General features: G+C 72.4%; 15 protein-coding genes. 7 read left to right on the forward strand and 8 right to left on the reverse strand.

The annotated features are described in order from the left end of the window. Nucleotides 1-73 precede the first annotated feature (73 nt). Nucleotides 74-1,336, reverse strand: a complete 1,263-nt coding sequence (locus tag IE249_RS20235) for a polysaccharide deacetylase family protein (protein ID WP_189706477.1) — start codon at nucleotides 1,334-1,336, stop codon at nucleotides 74-76. 265 nt (nucleotides 1,337-1,601) lie between these two features. Between IE249_RS20235 and IE249_RS20240 the strand changes: the two genes are divergently transcribed. The 5 genes from IE249_RS20240 (at nucleotide 1,602) to IE249_RS20260 (ending at nucleotide 9,422) form a co-directional block, all read left to right on the forward strand. Further along, nucleotides 1,602-3,956 carry a bifunctional SulP family inorganic anion transporter/carbonic anhydrase gene (locus tag IE249_RS20240; protein ID WP_189706479.1) on the forward strand — a complete coding sequence of 785 codons (2,355 nt, stop codon included), beginning with the start codon at nucleotides 1,602-1,604 and terminating at the stop codon, nucleotides 3,954-3,956. Between the two features lie 243 nt (nucleotides 3,957-4,199). Next, entirely contained in the window at nucleotides 4,200-6,164 is a 1,965-nt protein-coding gene (gene acs / locus IE249_RS20245) for an acetate--CoA ligase (RefSeq protein ID WP_189706481.1), read from the forward strand. A gap of 274 nt (nucleotides 6,165-6,438) precedes the next feature. Beyond that, complete coding sequence (nhaA, locus tag IE249_RS20250; RefSeq protein WP_189706483.1) at nucleotides 6,439-7,878, forward strand: Na+/H+ antiporter NhaA; 1,440 nt, start codon at nucleotides 6,439-6,441, stop codon at nucleotides 7,876-7,878. Nucleotides 7,879-7,971: 93 nt separating this feature from the next. Next, a complete protein-coding gene (locus IE249_RS20255) occupies nucleotides 7,972-8,466 on the forward strand; it encodes a phage holin family protein (protein ID WP_189706485.1) in 495 nt (164 codons plus the stop codon). After that, a complete protein-coding gene (locus tag IE249_RS20260; protein ID WP_189706487.1) occupies nucleotides 8,463-9,422 on the forward strand; it encodes an alpha/beta fold hydrolase in 960 nt (319 codons plus the stop codon). The genes IE249_RS20255 and IE249_RS20260 overlap by 4 nt, the downstream gene beginning before the upstream one ends. Before the next feature lie 305 nt (nucleotides 9,423-9,727). Here IE249_RS20260 and IE249_RS20265 read toward each other — a convergent pair whose 3' ends face one another. The 3 genes from IE249_RS20265 to nth form a co-directional block, all read right to left on the reverse strand. Further along, entirely contained in the window at nucleotides 9,728-10,927 is a 1,200-nt protein-coding gene (locus IE249_RS20265; protein WP_189706489.1) for a MarP family serine protease, read from the reverse strand. A 120-nt stretch (nucleotides 10,928-11,047) separates the two neighbouring features. Further along, on the reverse strand, nucleotides 11,048-11,824 hold the full coding sequence (locus tag IE249_RS20270; protein ID WP_229858889.1) for an NUDIX hydrolase: 777 nt from the start codon (nucleotides 11,822-11,824) through the stop codon (nucleotides 11,048-11,050). Between the two features lie 91 nt (nucleotides 11,825-11,915). After that, nucleotides 11,916-12,971, reverse strand: a complete 1,056-nt coding sequence (gene nth, locus IE249_RS20275) for an endonuclease III (RefSeq protein WP_189706492.1) — start codon at nucleotides 12,969-12,971, stop codon at nucleotides 11,916-11,918. Between the two features lie 275 nt (nucleotides 12,972-13,246). On the opposite strand from nth, the gene IE249_RS20280 reads away from it, so the two are divergent. Continuing rightward, nucleotides 13,247-13,921: a Crp/Fnr family transcriptional regulator gene (locus IE249_RS20280; protein ID WP_009189818.1), complete on the forward strand. Its 675-nt coding sequence runs from the start codon at nucleotides 13,247-13,249 to the stop codon at nucleotides 13,919-13,921. Between the two features lie 77 nt (nucleotides 13,922-13,998). After that, on the forward strand, nucleotides 13,999-14,754 hold the full coding sequence (locus tag IE249_RS20285) for a nucleotidyltransferase domain-containing protein (RefSeq protein ID WP_229858891.1): 756 nt from the start codon (nucleotides 13,999-14,001) through the stop codon (nucleotides 14,752-14,754). Between the two features lie 8 nt (nucleotides 14,755-14,762). Here IE249_RS20285 and IE249_RS20290 read toward each other — a convergent pair whose 3' ends face one another. From IE249_RS20290 to sp36, 4 genes are all read right to left on the reverse strand, one after another. Continuing rightward, a complete protein-coding gene (locus IE249_RS20290; RefSeq protein WP_189706494.1) occupies nucleotides 14,763-15,593 on the reverse strand; it encodes an MBL fold metallo-hydrolase in 831 nt (276 codons plus the stop codon). 33 nt (nucleotides 15,594-15,626) lie between these two features. Next, on the reverse strand, nucleotides 15,627-16,496 hold the full coding sequence (locus IE249_RS20295) for an NUDIX hydrolase (protein ID WP_189706496.1): 870 nt from the start codon (nucleotides 16,494-16,496) through the stop codon (nucleotides 15,627-15,629). 242 nt (nucleotides 16,497-16,738) lie between these two features. Beyond that, nucleotides 16,739-17,203: a RidA family protein gene (locus IE249_RS20300; RefSeq protein WP_189706498.1), complete on the reverse strand. Its 465-nt coding sequence runs from the start codon at nucleotides 17,201-17,203 to the stop codon at nucleotides 16,739-16,741. After that, the gene (gene sp36, locus IE249_RS20305) at nucleotides 17,200-17,358 is read right to left on the reverse strand and encodes a Sp36 family protein (RefSeq protein WP_009189813.1); all 159 of its coding nucleotides are present in this window, start codon (nucleotides 17,356-17,358) and stop codon (nucleotides 17,200-17,202) included. Before sp36 ends, IE249_RS20300 begins: the two co-directional genes overlap by 4 nt. Between the last annotated feature and the right edge of the window lie 147 nt (nucleotides 17,359-17,505).

A 17,505-nucleotide genomic window follows, 5' to 3' on the forward strand; every position in this document is an offset into this window, starting at 1 on the left:
CAGCTCCACCACACCGGAGGTCTTCGCCATGATCAAGCCCAGCGAGCGTCAACAACGCTCGTGATCAATACACCTAGGGCCTGGGTGCCCCGGGCACGCCCTTGGGTGCCGGGGCGGGCCGTCCCGACAGGAAGGACGCCCAGCCCTGCTTCGGGGTCTCGCCGACCTTCAGCTCGCGCAGCTTGGCGAGGGTCTGCGGGTCCTGGGCGTCCAGCCAGTCGGCCAGCTGCCGGAAGGAGACGCAGCGCACCTCGGGCTTGTTGCACACCTCCTTCACGACGTCCTCGACGGCGCGCATGTAGGTGCCGCCGTTCCAGGACTCGAAGTGGTTGCCGATGACCAGGGGCGCGCGGTTGCCGTCGTAGGCCCGGTAGAAGCCCTTGAGCAGGCCGTCGCGCATCTGGTCGCCCCAGTAGTCGAACTTGTCGGGGTCGCCCTGGGTCCGGGTGCCGGACTGGTTGACCATGAAGTTGTAGTCCATGGTCAGCTGCTCGAAGGTGTGGCCGGGGAACGGCACAAGCTGCATGGACAGGTCCCACAGGCCGTAACGTTTCTTCGGCCAGATCTGGTCGTTCACCCCGCTGCTGTCGTAGCGGAAGCCGAGCTGGCTCGCCGCCTTCATGAAGTTCTTCTGGCCCTCCAGGCAGGGCGTGCGGGCGCCGATGAGCTCCTTGTCGTAGTCGAAAGGCAGCGGGGCCAGGTTCTTCAGGCCGCTGTTGGTCTTCCAGGTCTTCACGAAGTCCTTGGCCTGGGCGATCTCGCTCTTCCACTCGTCGACCGACCACTGGCCCACCCCGCCGTCGGGGCCGCAGAAGTGGCCGTTGAAGTGGGTGCCGATCTCGTTGCCCTCCAGCCAGGCCAGGCGCACCTGCTTGGCGGTGTCGGCGATGCCCTTCTCGTCGTTGAAGCCGATCTCCGAGCTGCCCGGCGCGTGCTGCGGCGGGCGGTACAGGTCGCGCTTCTCCTCCGGCAGCATGTACACGCCGCTGAGGAAGTACGTCATCGTCGCGTTGTTGGCCTTGGCCACCTTGCGGAAGTGGGAGAACAGCTTCTGGCTGTCCTCACCCGCGCCGTCCCAGGAGAACACGACGAACTGCGGGGGCTTCTCCCCGGACTTGAGCCGCTCGGGTCTGGGCAGGTGAGGCTGTGCTCCGGTGTACGCGGTCGACCCGTCCCCGATCAGACGGACGACGCTCCCTGGCGCCGGCGCGCCCTTCTGTGCGCCGTGCGCGCCTTGTTTGGGGGGAGCGTTCGTACCGCTCGCACAACCGGCGAGCGACGAGGCGCAGGCCGCGGCGGCGACGACCCCCGCGGCGATCCTCTGGGTGGCGGCCATGTTCCGCCCACCTTCTTCCTTCTCTCGTCCAACGCCGAGACGGCGCGTGCTGGTGGTGTGCCGGGCGGGGCCGGCAGCGCCGCCAAGGTCGCACGGAGAGGAGGCGGAATTAATACGACAAGCCGATAAAAAGCTCACTTCACCCTTCGAGGTGATTCGATAATCCATTCGCGCCAAAAATTCAGAGACGAACTTTACGTTGCATTACGCTCGCTTTACCCAGCGTTGATTCGGCTGATCCCTGCTGATCGGAGGAGACCGGAACATGTCGTCCTGCGCCCCCACCAGCACCACCGACGCCGCGCGGACCGAGCGATCCCACCCGCCCCACAGCCCGCCCCGGTGCACGCGCCGGCCACGCCCGGCGGGCGCCGATCTGTCCGCCGCCGTCGCGGTCTTCCTGATCGCCCTGCCCCTGTCCCTCGGCATCGCCCTCGCCACCGGTGCCCCCCTCCAGGCGGGCCTCGTGGCCGCCGCCGTCGGCGGACTCGTCGCCGGACGGCTCGGCGGCTGCCCCCTGCAGGTCAGCGGCCCCGCCGCGGGCCTCACGGTGGTCACCGCCGATCTGATCCACCGCTACGGATGGCGCACGACCTGCGCCATCACCGTTCTCGCCGGCCTCGCCCAACTGCTCCTCGGCTGCCTGCGCGTGGCCCGCGGCGCACTCGCCGTCAGCCCCGCCGTCGTGCACGGCATGCTCGCCGGTATCGGCGTGACCATCGCCGTGGCCCAGCTGCACATCGTCCTCGGCGGCAATCCGCAGAGCTCCGTTACCGCCAACCTGCGCGCGCTCCCCGCCCAGCTGGCCTCCCTCGACCCCGCCGCGCTCGCCGCCGGCGCCCTGACCCTGGCCCTGCTGCTGCTCTGGCCGCGGCTGCCCGGCCGGCCCGGCCTGCTGCTGCGCCGGGTGCCGGCCGCGCTCGTCGCCGTCGCCGGCGCCACCGCGGTGGCCACCCTCGCCGGGCTGGCCCTGCCCAGGGTCGACCTCCCCTCCTGGAGCAGCCACGCGCTGGCCGGACTTCCGCGGGGCCCCGTCCTCGGGCTGGCCGCCGCGGTACTCAGCACCACGCTGGTCTGCAGCGTGCAGTCACTGCTCGGCGCCGTGGCCGTGGACAAGCTGGCCGCGGGCCGCCCGGGCACGGCCGCCCGCCCCGCACGCTCGGACCTGGACCGGGAACTGCTCGGCCAGGGCGCCGCCAACGTCGTCTCCGGAGCGCTCGGCGGACTGCCGGTCGCCGGCGTGGCGGTGCGGAGCACGGCGAATGTGCGCGCCGGTGCCGTGAGCCGGAACTCCACGATGCTGCACGGCGTTCTCGTAGTGGCCGCCGCGCTGCTGATGGTCCCGATCCTGGAGCACATCCCGCTCGCCTCGCTCGCCGCCCTGGTGATGGCCGTCGGCATCCAGATGGTGTCCCTGCACCACATCCGCACGGTGACCCGCCACCGCGAGGTGCTGGTGTACGCCGCCACCACCCTCGGCGTGGTCGCGCTCGGCGTCCTCCAGGGCGTGGCCCTCGGGATCGCCGTGGCCGTCGCCGTCGCCCTGCACCGCCTCGCGCGCACCCGCATCACCCACGACGAGCGGGAAGGAGTCCATCACGTACGAGTACGAGGGCAGTTGACGTTCCTCGCGGTGCCTCGGCTCAGCCGGGCCCTGCATCTCGTGCCCCACGGGGCCGACTCGGTCGTCGAGCTGGACGGCTCGTTCATGGACCACGCGGCGTACGAGTCGCTGCAGGACTGGCAGCGCACGCACACCGCGCAGGGCGGCTCCGTGAAACTCACCGGCCGCCGGGCCGGAGTCCGCATCGCCGAGCCCGCCGCCCCGGACGGTACGGGCTGCCGCTGCCGGCCGTGGACGCCCTGGCGCAACCACCAGTGCGAGGGCGGCCCGCGCACACCCCGGCTCGCGCACGGCCTCAGCACGTTCCAGCGCGCCACCGCACCCCATGTGCGCGAGGAACTGGCGCGGCTGGCGCGCGAGGGGCAGCGGCCGTCCCAGCTCTTCCTCACCTGCGCCGACTCGCGGCTGGTCACCTCGATGATCACCGCGAGCGGCCCGGGCGATCTGTTCGTCGTACGCAACGTGGGCAACCTCGTGCCGCCACCGGACGAGGAGGGCGGGGACGACTCGGTGGCGGCGGCGATCGAGTACGCGGTGGAGGTGCTCGGGGTGCGCTCCATCACGGTGTGCGGCCACTCCGGATGCGGGGCGATGCAGGCCCTGCTCGGCTCCGGCCCGGGTCACGGGGCCGGGCCTCTCCCCCGCACCCCGCTCGGGAGGTGGCTGCGGCACGGGCTGCCCAGCCTGGAGCGGACGGCCCTCGGTGACGGCCCCGGACTCCGGCCGGCCGAGCAGATCGCTTCACGTGCCGCCGACGAGACGGACCAGCGGCCCGTCGACGAAGCCGAGCGGTTGTGCCTGGCCAACATCGTGCAGCAGCTGGAGCACCTGCGCGCCCACGGCTGTGTTGACCGGGCCCTGCGCGCGGGCCTGCTCGAGCTGAACGGAATGTACTTCCACGTGGGCGAGGCGCAGGCCTATCTGCTCGCGGAGGCGGACGGCGACATGGTGTTCACGGGAGTGGCGGCGACGGAGGACCGGCGGACGAACGTGTGAGACCCGCCCCCGCCGGGCGACAGGCCCCACCAGTGCGACACGCCCGGCGGGGCGTACTCGCGGCGGCGGGCGGAGGGCCGTTCCGAATCGGACGGCCCGCTGTCCGTGGTCTGAACCCCCGGAGGCCGTTGCTCGTGGTCTCGGGGTAGGGCTCGGTGTCAGGATGGGGGTGGGTTGACCCTGCCTGCTGTGGCCCGGAGAATCAGCCCGCGACTATGGTCTAAACCACTGGGACGGTGTGCGATGGCAGACAGCGAGCGTTCTTCCCTCTCCAACCTGCTCAAGGAAGAGCGCAGGTTCGCGCCCCCGGCTGACCTGGCCGCGGGCGCCAACGTCACGGCGGAGGCGTACGCACAGGCCAAGGCTGACAGGCTCGGCTTCTGGGCCGAGCAGGCCCGCCGGCTGACCTGGGCCAAGGAGCCGACCGAGACCCTCGACTGGTCGAACCCGCCGTTCGCCAAGTGGTTCCAGGACGGCACGCTCAACGTGACGTACAACTGCGTGGACCGGCATGTGGAGGCCGGCCACGGCGACCGGGTCGCGATCCACTTCGAGGGCGAGCCCGGCGACAGCCGGGCCATCACCTACGCCGAGCTCAAGGACGAGGTGTCCAGGGCCGCGAACGCCCTGGTGGAGCTGGGCGTCCAGAAGGGCGACCGGGTCGCGATCTACCTGCCGATGATCCCCGAGGCCGCGGTGGCGATGCTCGCCTGCGCCCGGATCGGCGCGACGCACTCCGTCGTCTTCGGCGGCTTCTCCGCCGACGCGCTCGCCACCCGCATCCAGGACGCCGACGCACGCGTGGTGATCACGGCGGACGGCGGCTACCGGCGAGGCAAGCCCTCCGCCCTGAAGCCGGCCGTCGACGAGGCCGTCGGCCGCGTGGACAACGTGCGCAACGTGCTCGTGGTCCGCCGCACCGGCCAGGAGGTCGCCTGGACCGAGGGCCGGGACGTTTGGTGGCACGACGCGGTGGGCCGCCAGTCCGCCGAGCACACTCCGGAGGCGTTCGGCGCGGAGCACCCGCTGTTCATCCTCTACACCTCGGGCACCACGGGGAAGCCGAAGGGCATCCTGCACACCTCCGGCGGTTACCTCACGCAGGTCGCCTACACCCACTGGGCGGTCTTCGACCTCAAGCCCGAGACCGACGTCTTCTGGTGCACCGCGGACGTCGGCTGGGTCACCGGCCACTCGTACATCGTCTACGGCCCGCTGGCCAACGGCGCGACGCAGGTGATGTACGAGGGCACGCCCGACACCCCGCACCAGGGCCGCTTCTGGGAGATCGTGCAGAAGTACGGCGTCACGATCCTCTACACGGCGCCGACCGCGATCCGTACGTTCATGAAGTGGGGCGACGAGATCCCCGCGAAGTTCGACCTGTCCTCCCTGCGCGTCCTCGGTTCGGTCGGCGAGCCGATCAACCCGGAGGCGTGGATCTGGTACCGCAAGAACATCGGCGGGGACCGCACCCCGGTCGTCGACACGTGGTGGCAGACCGAGACCGGCGGCATCATGATCTCCCCGCTGCCGGGCGTGACCGACGCCAAGCCGGGCTCCGCGCAGCGGCCGCTGCCGGGCATCTCGGCCACCGTGGTGGACGACGAGGCCAATGAAGTGCCCAACGGCGGTGGCGGCTACCTGGTGCTGACCGAGCCGTGGCCGTCGATGCTGCGCACCATCTGGGGCGACGACCAGCGCTTCCTCGACACCTACTGGTCCCGCTTCGAGGGCCGGTACTTCGCCGGTGACGGGGCGAAGAAGGACGACGACGGCGACATCTGGCTGCTCGGCCGGGTCGACGACGTGATGCTGGTGTCCGGGCACAACATCTCCACCACCGAGGTCGAGTCCGCGCTCGTCTCCCACCCCTCGGTCGCCGAGGCGGCCGTGGTCGGCGCGACCGACGAGACGACCGGGCAGGCGATCGTCGCCTTCGTGATCCTGCGCGGTACGGCGGCGGAGACCGAGGACCTGGTCGCCGAGCTGCGCAACCACGTGGGCAGCACGCTCGGCCCGATCGCCAAGCCGAAGCGGATCCTGCCGGTGGCGGAGCTGCCGAAGACCCGCTCGGGGAAGATCATGCGGCGCCTGCTGCGCGACGTGGCGGAGAACCGGCAGCTCGGAGACGTCACCACGCTGACGGACTCCACGGTCATGGACCTCATCCAGGCCAAGCTCCCGGCGGCGTCGAGCGAGGACTGAGCCGGATCCGGAAGGGGCACCCGGTCGCACACGCGCCGGGTGCCCTTTCCGCGTGCTCGCCTTCCGCGGGCTCGCTCGCCTCCCGCGTGCTCGCCTCCCGCGTCCGCGCCTTCGGCGCCCGCCGGGAGTACGACGGGCCCGCCCCGCCGCACCTTGGGTAAGTTAGGCAGAGCGACAACTCAACAAGCGGCTCCAGCTCAGGCTGAAGCTCCTCAGGTGCGCCGGGAAGTCTGGTCGGCACGCGATCGATCATGCCCACCGACCGGAGGTTCCCGTGGCCGCGCCCCGCACCACCCCCGCCCGCAAAGTCCTCGGACGTCTGTCCCTGCCCGAGCGGAACTTCGTCGCGGAGGCGCTGCGCACCGAGACGGTCGGCGGCGTCCTGCTGCTCCTCGCCGCGATCGCCGCCCTCGTCTGGGCGAATCTCCCGGCCCTGCACGGCAGCTACGAGAGCGTCGCCCACTTCCACTTCGGTCCCGCCGCCCTCGGCCTCGACCTCTCGGTCGAGCACTGGGCCGCCGACGGACTCCTCGCCGTGTTCTTCTTCGTCGCCGGGATCGAGCTCAAGCGCGAACTGGTCGCCGGCGACCTCAAGGATTCCAGAGCCGCCGCGCTACCGGTCGTGGCCGCGCTGTGCGGCATGGCGATGCCCGCCGCCGTCTACGCCCTGACCAACCTCGTGGGAGGCGGCGCGCAGTCCGGCTGGGCGGTGCCCACCGCGACCGACATCGCCTTCGCGCTCGCCGTGCTCGCGGTCATCGGCACCTCGCTGCCCGGCGCGCTGCGCGCCTTCCTGCTGACCCTCGCGGTCGTCGACGACCTGTTCGCGATCCTGATCATCGCGGTCTTCTTCACCGGCCACCTGAACTTCGCCGCGCTCGGCGGGGCCGTCGCCGGTCTCGCCCTCTTCTGGCTGCTGCTGCGATGGGGCGTACGCGGGTGGTACGTGTATGTGCCGCTGGCGCTGGTCATCTGGGCGCTGATGTACAACAGCGGCGTGCACGCCACGATCGCGGGCGTCGCGATGGGGCTCATGCTGCGCTGCACCACGCGCGAGGGCGAGGACCACTCCCCGGGCGAGCGCGTCGAACACCTCGTGCGCCCCCTGTCGGCGGGCCTGGCCGTGCCGCTGTTCGCCCTGTTCAGCGCCGGTGTGTCGATATCGGGCGGGGCGCTCGCGGACGTGTTCACCAGGCCCGAGACGCTGGGCGTCGTACTCGGCCTGGTCGTCGGCAAGGCGGCCGGCATCTTCGGCGGGACCTGGCTCACGGCACGCTTCACCCGGGCCTCGCTCAGCGACGACCTGGCCTGGGCCGACGTCTTCGCCCTGGCCACGCTCGCCGGGATCGGCTTCACCGTCTCCCTGCTGATCGGCGAGCTCGCCTTCCAGGGCGACGCGGCGCTCACCGACGAGGTCAAGGCAGCCGTCCTGGCCGGTTCCGTGATCGCGGCGGGGCTCGCCACGGTCCTGCTGAAGGTGCGCAACGCCCGCTACCGGCAGCTGTGGGAGGCCGAGGAGCGGGACGACGACCTCGACGGCATCCCCGACGTGTACGAGCAGGACGACCCCGACTACCACCTGCGGATGGCCGCCATCCTGGAGCGCAGGGCCGCCGAACACCGCCGTATCGCCCGCGAGAAGGCCGCCGAACGGGCAAAGCGGCTTGCCGAAGTACCAGGCGGGGCAGGCGGGGAGAAGGACAGTCCGGCATGATCTGACGGGACAGTACAAAAGACGGACGGTACAAAGGACAGGCCGCGAAGAAGCGCGGCCGAGTCCACGCAGGAGCAGGAGAGGGAGACCGCGATGAGCGCACCCGACGGCAGCCCGGTCGGCGCCGAACGCAGCATCGGCCAGCTGTTCGCCTCGGCGACGACCGAAATGTCGGCGCTGGTGCACGACGAGATCGCGCTGGCCAAGGCCCAGCTGAAGCAGGACGTCAAGCGGGGCGCGACCAGCGGCGGCGCGTTCAGCGCGGCCGGCGTGCTGCTGCTGTTCTCCCTGCCGATGCTCAACTTCGCGCTCGCGTACGGGATCCGGACCTGGAGCGGCTGGAACCTCGCGGTCTGCTTCCTGCTGTCCTTCGCCGCCAACGTCCTAGTCGCCGGCGCTCTCGCCCTGATCGGCGTGGTGTTCGCGAAGAAGGCCAAGAAGAGCAAGGGCCCGCAGAAGGTGGCCGCTTCGATGAAGGAGACGGCCGGGGTGCTGCAGAAGGCCAAGCCGCATCCGCGCCCCGAGACCCCCGCTCTCGAGGACCGGTCCCCCCAGGCGATCGAGGCTGTGGCACGCTCGTCCTCATGACGGAGCCCGCCACCCCTTCGGCGCAATCGACCCAGCCGGCGCAGATCGTACGGATCGACCTCCCCGGCGGCCGCAAGGTCACCCACCGGGACGTCGCCGCCAACGGAGCGCGCTTCCACATCGCCGAGCTCGGCGACGGGCCGCTGGTGCTGCTGCTGCACGGCTTCCCGCAGTTCTGGTGGGCATGGCGGCACCAGCTGACCGCCCTCGCCGACGCCGGCTTCCGGGCCGTGGCGATGGACCTGCGCGGCGTGGGCGGCAGCGACCGCACCCCGCGCGGCTACGACCCGGCCAATCTCGCCCTCGACATCACCGGCGTGATCCGCTCCCTCGGCGAGCCCGACGCCGCCCTGGTCGGCCACGACCTCGGCGGCTATCTGGCGTGGACGGCGGCGGCGATGCGCCCCAAGCTCGTACGGCGCCTCGCCGTGGCCTCCATGCCGCACCCGCGCCGCTGGCGCTCCGCGATGCTCGCCGACGCCCGCCAGACGGCGGCGAGTTCGTACATCTGGGGCTTCCAGCGCCCGTGGCTGCCCGAGCGCCGGCTCACCGCCGACGACGGCGCCCTGGTGGCCCGTCTGGTACGTGACTGGTCGGGGCCGCGGCTGCCGGACGACGAGGCGGTGGAGATGTACCGCCGGGCGATCTGCATCCCCTCGACGGCGCACTGCTCCATCGAGCCGTACCGCTGGCTGGTGCGCTCGCTGGCGCGTCCGGACGGGATCCAGTTCTACCGCAGGATGAAGCGGCCCGTGCGCGTCCCCACGCTGCATCTGCACGGCTCCCTCGACCCCGTGGTGCGCACCCGCAGCGCGGCCGGCTCCGGGGAGTACGTCGAGGCGCCGTACCGCTGGCGCCTGTTCGACGGACTCGGCCACTTCCCGCACGAGGAGGACCCGGTCGCGTTCTCCACCGAACTCGTCAACTGGCTCAGGGACCCCGAGCCGGACCGCTGAGCGCGACCGGTATCCGAACGTGAACATCTGTCCTACGAACGGCCACTTGCCCGGCGCATAGGCCAATTGGGTCGCCCGCGGGCGGTTATCGACCTTGGGGCGGGGGCAGAGGTCGGGGTATGGGCTGGACGCACGACTACAGTGACGTAGCACGCACCCGCCGTTCGGCGAGCGGTCCGGGCTCCCACGTGGGAGCCCCGCGGCCGACGGGCACGGACCCACGGGTGGGCATTCCGCGCATTCTGCGCCGCCGCGCCCGCTGGGTCTCCGTACGCCTGCGTCACCCGCGCGGCTGACCACACCGGCTACAGCGCGCAGTTGTCGCTGCCCACCTGCTGGTTCGCGGTACGGCCCCTGGCGATGTCCTGCTGGATCTCGTCCGCCGTGAGCGCGTAACCGGTGTCGGCGTCGTCGAGCGACTTGGCGAACACCACGCCGTACACCCGCCCCTCGGGCGTCAGCAGCGGGCCGCCGGAGTTGCCCTGGCGGACCTTCGCGTACAGCGAGTAGACGTCACGGCGGACGGTGCCGCGGTGGTAGATGTCCGGGCCGTTGGCGGTGATGCGCCCGCGCACCCGCGCGGCCCGCACGTCGTACGACCCGTTCTCCGGGAAGCCGGCCACGATCGCGCCGTCGCCGCTGCGCGCGTCGCCGTCCGTGAACCGCAGGGCGGGCGCCCTGAGAGCGGGCACGTCGAGCACGGCGATGTCGCGGTGCCAGTCGTAGAGCACGACCTTCGCGTCGTACTTGCGGCCCTCGCCGCCGATCTGGACGGTGGGCTCGTCGACACCGCCGACGACGTGCGCGTTGGTCATGACGCGGCGGTCGCCGAAGACGAACCCGCTGCCCTCCAGCACCTTGCCGCAACTGCGCGCCGTGCCGACGACCTTGACGACGGAGCGTCTGGCGCGCTCGGCCACCGCGCTGTTGCGCAGGGCCGGGTCCGGCGGCCGTACGTCGGTGATGGGCTCGTTGGCGAACGGGCTGAAGACCTGCGGGAAGCCGTTCTGCGCGAGGACGGAGGTGAAGTCCGTGAACCAGGTGTCGGCCTGCGCGGGCATGACCTCGGACACCCCGAACAGCACCCGGGAGTTGCGGACCTCCTTGCCGACGGTCGGTATCGTCGTGCCGCCCAGGAGCGAGCCGAGCAGCCAGGCGACCAGCAGCAGCGCGGCCACGTTGACCAGCGCGCCGCCGGTGGCGTCCAGGGCGCGCGCCGGGGACCAGGTGATGAACACCCGCAGCCTGCTGCCGAGATGGGTGGTCAGGGCCTGGCCGACCGAGGCGCAGACGATGACCACGACGACCGCCACGACCGCCGCCGTGGTGCTGACCGGAGTGTTGTCCGTCAGGGCGTCCCAGATGAGCGGCAGGGCGTACACGGCGACGAGGCCGCCGCCCAGGAAGCCGATCACCGACAGCACACCCACGACGAAGCCCTGGCGATACCCGACGACCGCGAACCACACGGCGGCGACCAGCAGCAGGATGTCCAGCACGTTCACCGCGTCGAGCCTCGCCTCATCATTTTGTTGATCACCACGGGGTGGCCGGGAATCCGGCCGGCCGCGCGGCGACGGCAGGACACGGCGTCCCCCGGGCAGCACGGCACGGAGCCCACCCTGTCATGACCGCCAGTCGAGCGGGACCTGCTTCTCGCGGTCCCAGGGCAGCTCCCATCCCGCGAAGTGCAGCAGGCGGTCGATGATTCCGGCCGTGAAGCCCCACACAAGGGCCGATTCGACCAGAAATGCCGGACCCCGGTGGCCGCTGGGATGCACGGCGGTGGCCCGGTTGTCCGGGTTCGTGAGATCCGCCACGGGGACGGTGAAGACCCGCGCGGTCTCGGCCGGGTCGACGACGCCGACCGGGCTGGGCTCGCGCCACCAGCCGAGCACGGGCGTGACGACGAAGCCGCTGACCGGGATGTAGAGCCGGGGCAGCGCGCCGAACAGCTGGACGCCAGCCGGGTCGAGCCCGGTCTCCTCCTCGGCCTCGCGCAGCGCGGCCCGCAGCGGGCCCTCGCCCCGCGGGTCGCCGTCCTCGGGGTCGAGCGCCCCGCCGGGGAAGGAGGGCTGGCCCGCGTGGGAGCGCAGGGAGGTCGCCCGCTCCATCAGCAGCGTCTCCGGCCCGCGCGGGCCCTCACCGAAGAGGACGAGCACGGCCGACTGGCGGCCCGCGCCGTCCTTCGGCGGCAGGAAGCGGCTGAGCTGGACGGGCCGGACCGTCTCGACGACGCGCACGACCGGCTCGAGCCAGCCGGGCAGCCCTTCCTTGCTGAGCCCCACCGGACCGCCGCCGAACGCCCCGTCCGCGTGCGCCGTCCCGCCGGTCCGCGTCCCACCGGTCCGGGTCGCGCCCGCGTGGGTCCCGCTCGTATGCGTCTCGCCCGCCCGCGTCATCGCCACCCCCGTCCCCGTCGTCCTGCCGTGTCCAACGCCCGATGGCCCCGGGATCGTTCCGCGGCGGCGGGCCGTGCGCCCGCGCGGGCCGTCATCCGGCCGCCAGCGGCGGGGCCGGCTTGCCGCCCGCGTCCAGGTAGGACTGCGGGGGCTTGAGCCGCTGGCCCGGGAAGCCGCCCTTCTCGTACTTCAGCAGCTTCTTCGCCTTCTCCGGGTCGGTCTCGCCCTCGCCGTACGCCGGGCAGAGCGGGGCGATCGGGCAGGCGCCGCAGGCGGGCTTGCGGGCGTGGCAGATGCGGCGGCCGTGGAAGATCACGTGGTGGGAGAGCATCGTCCAGTCGCTCTTGGGGAAGAGCGAGCCGACGGCGGCCTCGATCTTGTCCGGGTCGGTCTCCGCGGTCCACTTCCAGCGCCGCACGAGCCGCTGGAAGTGCGTGTCCACGGTGATGCCGGGGCGGCCGAAGGCGTTGCCCAGGACCACGAAGGCGGTCTTGCGGCCGACGCCGGGCAGCTTGACGAGGTCCTCCAGGCGGCCCGGGACCTCGCCGCCGAACTCCTCGGCCAGCGCCTTCGACAGACCCATGACCGACTTGGTCTTGGCCCGGAAGAAGCCGGTGGGCCGCAGGATCTCCTCGACCTCCTCCGGCACGGCGGCCGCCAGATCCTCCGGAGTGGGGTACTTGGCGAAGAGCGCGGGCGTCGTCTGGTTGACCCTCAGGTCGGTGGTCTGGGCGGACAGGACCGTGGCGACCAGCAGTTGGAAGGGGTTCTCGAAGTCCAGCTCGGGGTGGGCGTACGGGTACACCTCGGCGAGCTCGCGGTCGATCCGGCGGGCCCGGCGCACGAGCGCGGTGCGCGACTCGCCGCCCGGGGGTTCGGGGGCGACGGTCTTCGCGGGCGAGGCCCCGGCCACGGCGGCGGTGGCCTTCTTCGGCGCGACGGCCACCTTCCGCGGCGGCGCGGCCTTCTTGACGGGGACCTTGCCGGCCGCCTTCTTGGCAGGCGCCTTCTTGGCGGCGGCTTTCCTGCCCGCGGCCGCGGCCTTCTTCCCCGCGGTCCCCGCGGTCTTCTCCGGGGCCTTCTTCCCCGTGGCCCTTTTCGCCGTTTTTGCCGTTTTCTTGCCGTCGTCGGGCTCATGTTCGCCCACAGCGGAATCCTGACGTACAACCACCCGCCCAGCCCCCTCGGCCTGCGCTCTCACCGGCGATTTGGACACCCGGCCAGCCTAAGGCCCGGCACGGACATCCGCCCCGGACCCCGAAGATCGGCGCCCGATTGGCCCCCTGCCGCGTACCCCGGCACACCTGTGCGGCATCCTTGTGACAGATCACACTGTTTGGACCGTCCGGCAAAATGGGGAACACGGACCCCTGGCACACGGGGGAGCAAGATCCCCTGAGCAGGTCGACAAGGAGAGAACTCGTGGACGACGTTCTGCGGCGCAATCCGCTCTTCGCGGCGCTCGACGACGAGCAGGCCGCGGAGCTTCGCGCCTCCATGACGGAGGTGACCCTCGCCCGTGGCGACTCGCTGTTCCACGAGGGCGACCCCGGCGACCGTCTCTACGTGGTCACCGAGGGCAAGGTCAAGCTGCATCGCACGTCCCCCGACGGCCGCGAGAACATGCTGGCCGTGGTCGGCCCCGGCGAGCTCATCGGAGAGCTGTCCCTCTTCGACCCGGGCCCGCGCACCGCGACGGCGACCGCGCTGACCGAGGTCAAGCTGCTGGCCCTGGGCCACGGCGACCTCCAGCCCTGGCTGAACGTCCGGCCCGAGGTGGCAGGCGCCCTGCTGCGCGCCGTCGCCCGGCGCCTGCGCAAGACCAACGACCAGATGTCCGACCTGGTCTTCTCCGACGTGCCGGGCCGTGTCGCCCGCGCCCTGCTGGACCTCTCCCGCCGCTTCGGCGTGCAGTCCGAGGAGGGCATCCACGTCGTGCACGACCTGACGCAGGAGGAGCTGGCCCAGCTGGTCGGCGCCTCCCGCGAGACCGTGAACAAGGCCCTCGCGGACTTCGCCCAGCGCGGCTGGCTGCGCCTGGAGGCGCGCGCGGTGATCCTGCTCGACGTGGAGCGGCTGGCCAAGAGGTCCCGCTGACCTCGGGGCCGCCCGGCTCCGGCCGCAAGGGCCTCACCCCGGACGGCCACATCGCCCGCGAAGGGTCCCTCGCGCGCGTGCCGGACGGCTTCCGCCCGGTCGTCGCCGCGGCCCGCTCCCGGCTGCCGGACGTCTTCGGCGAGGGGCTGCACAGCGCGTACCTCTACGGTTCGATCCCGCGCGGCACCGCCCGCGTGGGCCACAGCGACCTGGACCTCCTGGTGACCCTGCACCACGAACCGACGGACGCCGACCGTGGGGCCGCCCGCGCGCTCGGCGCCGAACTCGACGGGGAGTTCGGGCAGATCGACGGCGTCGGCACCCTCCTCTTCGGCCGGGACCGGCTGCTGAGCGAGGTGGAACGGTACGACCTTGGCTGGTTCGTCGCCTGCCTGTGCACGCCCCTGCTCGGCGAGGACCTCGCCGGCCGCCTCCCCCGCTACCGTCCCGAGGACCCGCTGCTCGCCCGGGAGACCAACGGCGACCTCGCCCTGCTCCTGCCCCGGTGGCGGGAGCGGATCGACGCGGCGGACGACACCGAGGAGGCACGCGGGCCGCTGGTGCGCTTCATGTCCCGGCACCTGGTCCGTACGGGCTTCACGCTGGTGATGCCGCGGTGGCGGGGCTGGACCAGCGATCTGCGCGAGATGGCGGCGGTCTTCGGTGCCTACTACCCCGCGCGTAAGGCGCAGATGGCCTCGGCCGCGGCCCTCGGCCGGGAGCCCGTGGGCGACGCGGCCGTGCTGCGCTCCTACGTCGACGACCTGGGTCCCTGGCTCGCCGGGGAGTACGCCCGCGTGCACGGCGCCAAGGCGCCCCGCGCGGGGCAGTGACCTCCCCGCTAGATGAGCCCGTGCTCGCGCAGGTAGTCCAGCTGGGCCCGGACCGAGAGTTCGGCCGCCGGCCACAGGGAGCGGTCGACGTCGGCGTACACATGGGCGACGACCTGCGCGGGGGTGTGGTGGCCGTCCTCCACGGCCGTCTCGACCTGCGCGAGCCGGTGGGCGCGGTGGGCGAGGTAGAACTCCACGGCGCCCTGGGCGTCCTCCAGGACGGGCCCGTGGCCCGGCAGCACCGTGTGGACGCCGTCGTCGACGGTGAGCGATCTCAGCCGTCGCAGTGAGTCCAGGTAGTCGCCGAGCCGGCCGTCGGGGTGGGCCACGACCGTCGTGCCCCGGCCGAGGATCGTGTCGCCCGTCAGCACCGCCCGGTCGGCCGGGAGGTGGAAGCAGAGGGAGTCCGCGGTGTGCCCCGGCGTGGGTACGGCCCTGAGTTCCAGGCCGCCCACCGCGATCACGTCCCCGGCGCCGAGGCCCTCGTCGCCGAGCCGCAGCGCCGGATCGAGGGCACGCACGCGCGTGCGGGTCAGTTCGGCGAAGCGGGAGGCGCCCTCCGCGTGGTCGGGGTGCCCGTGGGTCAGCAGCGTCAGCGCGACGCGTTTGCCGGCCTTCTCCACCGTGCCGACGACGTTGTTCAGGTGGCCCTCGTCCAGCGGCCCCGGGTCGATCACCACGGCGAGTTCCGAGCCGGGCTCGGAGACGATCCAGGTGTTGGTGCCGTCGAGGGTCATGGCGGAGGCGTTGGGCGCGAGGACGTTGACCGCCCGCGCGGTGGCGGGACCGGTGAGGACGCCGCCCCGGGGCTGGCCGGGGAGCGCTGCTGCGTCCGTCATGCGAGGGGACCTTCCTGGACGTCGGTCCGGCGATCAGGCGGGGCCGGTGCCGGTCGGGATGTGCTTGGTGAACTCGTCGTGGCCCGGCCAGGACAGGACCACCTCGCCGGCCACCAGGCGGGCCCGAGCGAGCACGGGCGTCAGATCGCGCGCGGGCGCCGCCGCCAGGGCCTCGGCGGGGCTGCCGTAGGGGATCAGCTGGCGCAGGGTGGCGATGGTGGGCGGCATCATCAGCAGCTCGCCCCTGTCGTACGAGGCCGCCGCGTCCCCGGGCCGGATCCACACCGTGCGGTCGGCCTCCGTGGAGGCGTTGCGGGTGCGCTGGCCCTCGGGCAGGGCGGCCACGAAGAACCAGGTGTCGTAGCGGCGGGGCTCGAACTCCGGCGTGATCCAGCGTGTCCAGGCGCCCAGCAGGTCCGAGCGCAGGGCCAGGCCCCTGCGGTCCAGGAACTCGGCGAAGGACAGCTCACGGGCGACCAGCGCGGCCCGGTCGGCCTCCCAGTCCGCTCCCGTGGTGTCGCCGACGACGGAGTCCGGGCCGGGCCCGGCGAGCAGGACGCCCGCCTCCTCGTACGTCTCCCGCACTGCCGCGCAGACGATCGCCTGGGCCGCCGCCTCGTCCACGCCGAGCCGATCGGCCCACCACGCGCGCGTGGGGCCCGCCCAGCGGACCAGGTGGTCGTCGTCGCGGGGGTCGACTCCCCCGCCCGGGTACGCGTACGCGCCCCCGGCGAAGGCCATGGAGGCGCGTCTGCGCAGCATGTGCACGGCCGGACCGGTGCCGGTGTCCCGCAGGAGCATCACGGTGGCCGCGCGCCTCGGCGTGACCGGGGTGAGGGTGCCGTCCGCGAGTGCGCGGATGCGGTCCGGCCAGTCCGGGGGGAACCACTGCCCATTCGCCATGGGCGGAGGCTATCCCGTGGTGCGCGAATGTTCGAGAGCTGCCCGAGGTCAGGGGCGGTTCAGGGCCGACGGGCCGCCCCGGGGGGACCCCCAGGGCACTCATGGACCGCGCGGAGACGCCCGCCAGCACCCATCAGGCCGCTCACGGACCGACCGGGGACTACCGCCGGTGCCGTCAGGTCACTCAGGGAACGACCGCAGACCGGTCGGAGACCGGCCGCAGACCGCCCCGCGGGGTGTCGTCAGGGGGCCAGTTCGACCTGGATCTCCACCTCGACCGGAGCGTCCAGCGGCAGGACCGCCACGCCGACCGCGCTGCGTGCGTGGACGCCCTTGTCGCCGAGGACCTCGCCCAGCAGCTCGCTCGCGCCGTTGACGACACCGGGCTGCCCGGTGAAGTCCGCGGCCGAGGCGACGAAGCCCACGACCTTCACCACACGCGCGATGCGGTCCAGGTCGCCGGCGACGGACTTGACGGCCGCGAGCGCGTTGAGCGCGCAGGTGCGGGCCAGCTCCTTGGCCTCCTCCGGGGTGACCTCGAGGCCCACCTTGCCGGTGACCGGGAGCTTGCCGTCCACCATCGGCAGCTGGCCGGCGGTGTAGACGTAGGAACCGGACCGCACGGCCGGCTGGTAGGCGGCCAGCGGAGGCACGACCTCCGGCAGGGTCAGACCCAGCTCGGCCAGCTTCGCCTCGACCGCGCTCATGCCTGCTTCTCCCGCTTCAGGTAGGCCACGAGCTGCTCCGGGTTCGGCCCGGGCACGACCTGGACGAGCTCCCAGCCGTCCTCGCCCCAGGTGTCCAGAATCTGCTTCGTGGCATGGACGAGCAGCGGCACGGTTGCGTATTCCCACTTGGTCATGGGGCGACTGTAGCCCCTTGGGTCCGGCGTGCTCGCCGCCGACTTCGACGGCGGTTGTCCACAGCCTCCCGCGTGGTCCGCGCGGGGACTGGTTACGCTCGAAGGCGTGAGCAGGCTCCAGGTCGTCAGCGGCAAGGGCGGGACCGG

Origin of the sequence: Streptomyces anandii JCM 4720 (assembly GCF_014650655.1) — a bacterium.
Classification (GTDB): Bacteria; Actinomycetota; Actinomycetes; order Streptomycetales; family Streptomycetaceae; genus Streptomyces; species Streptomyces anandii.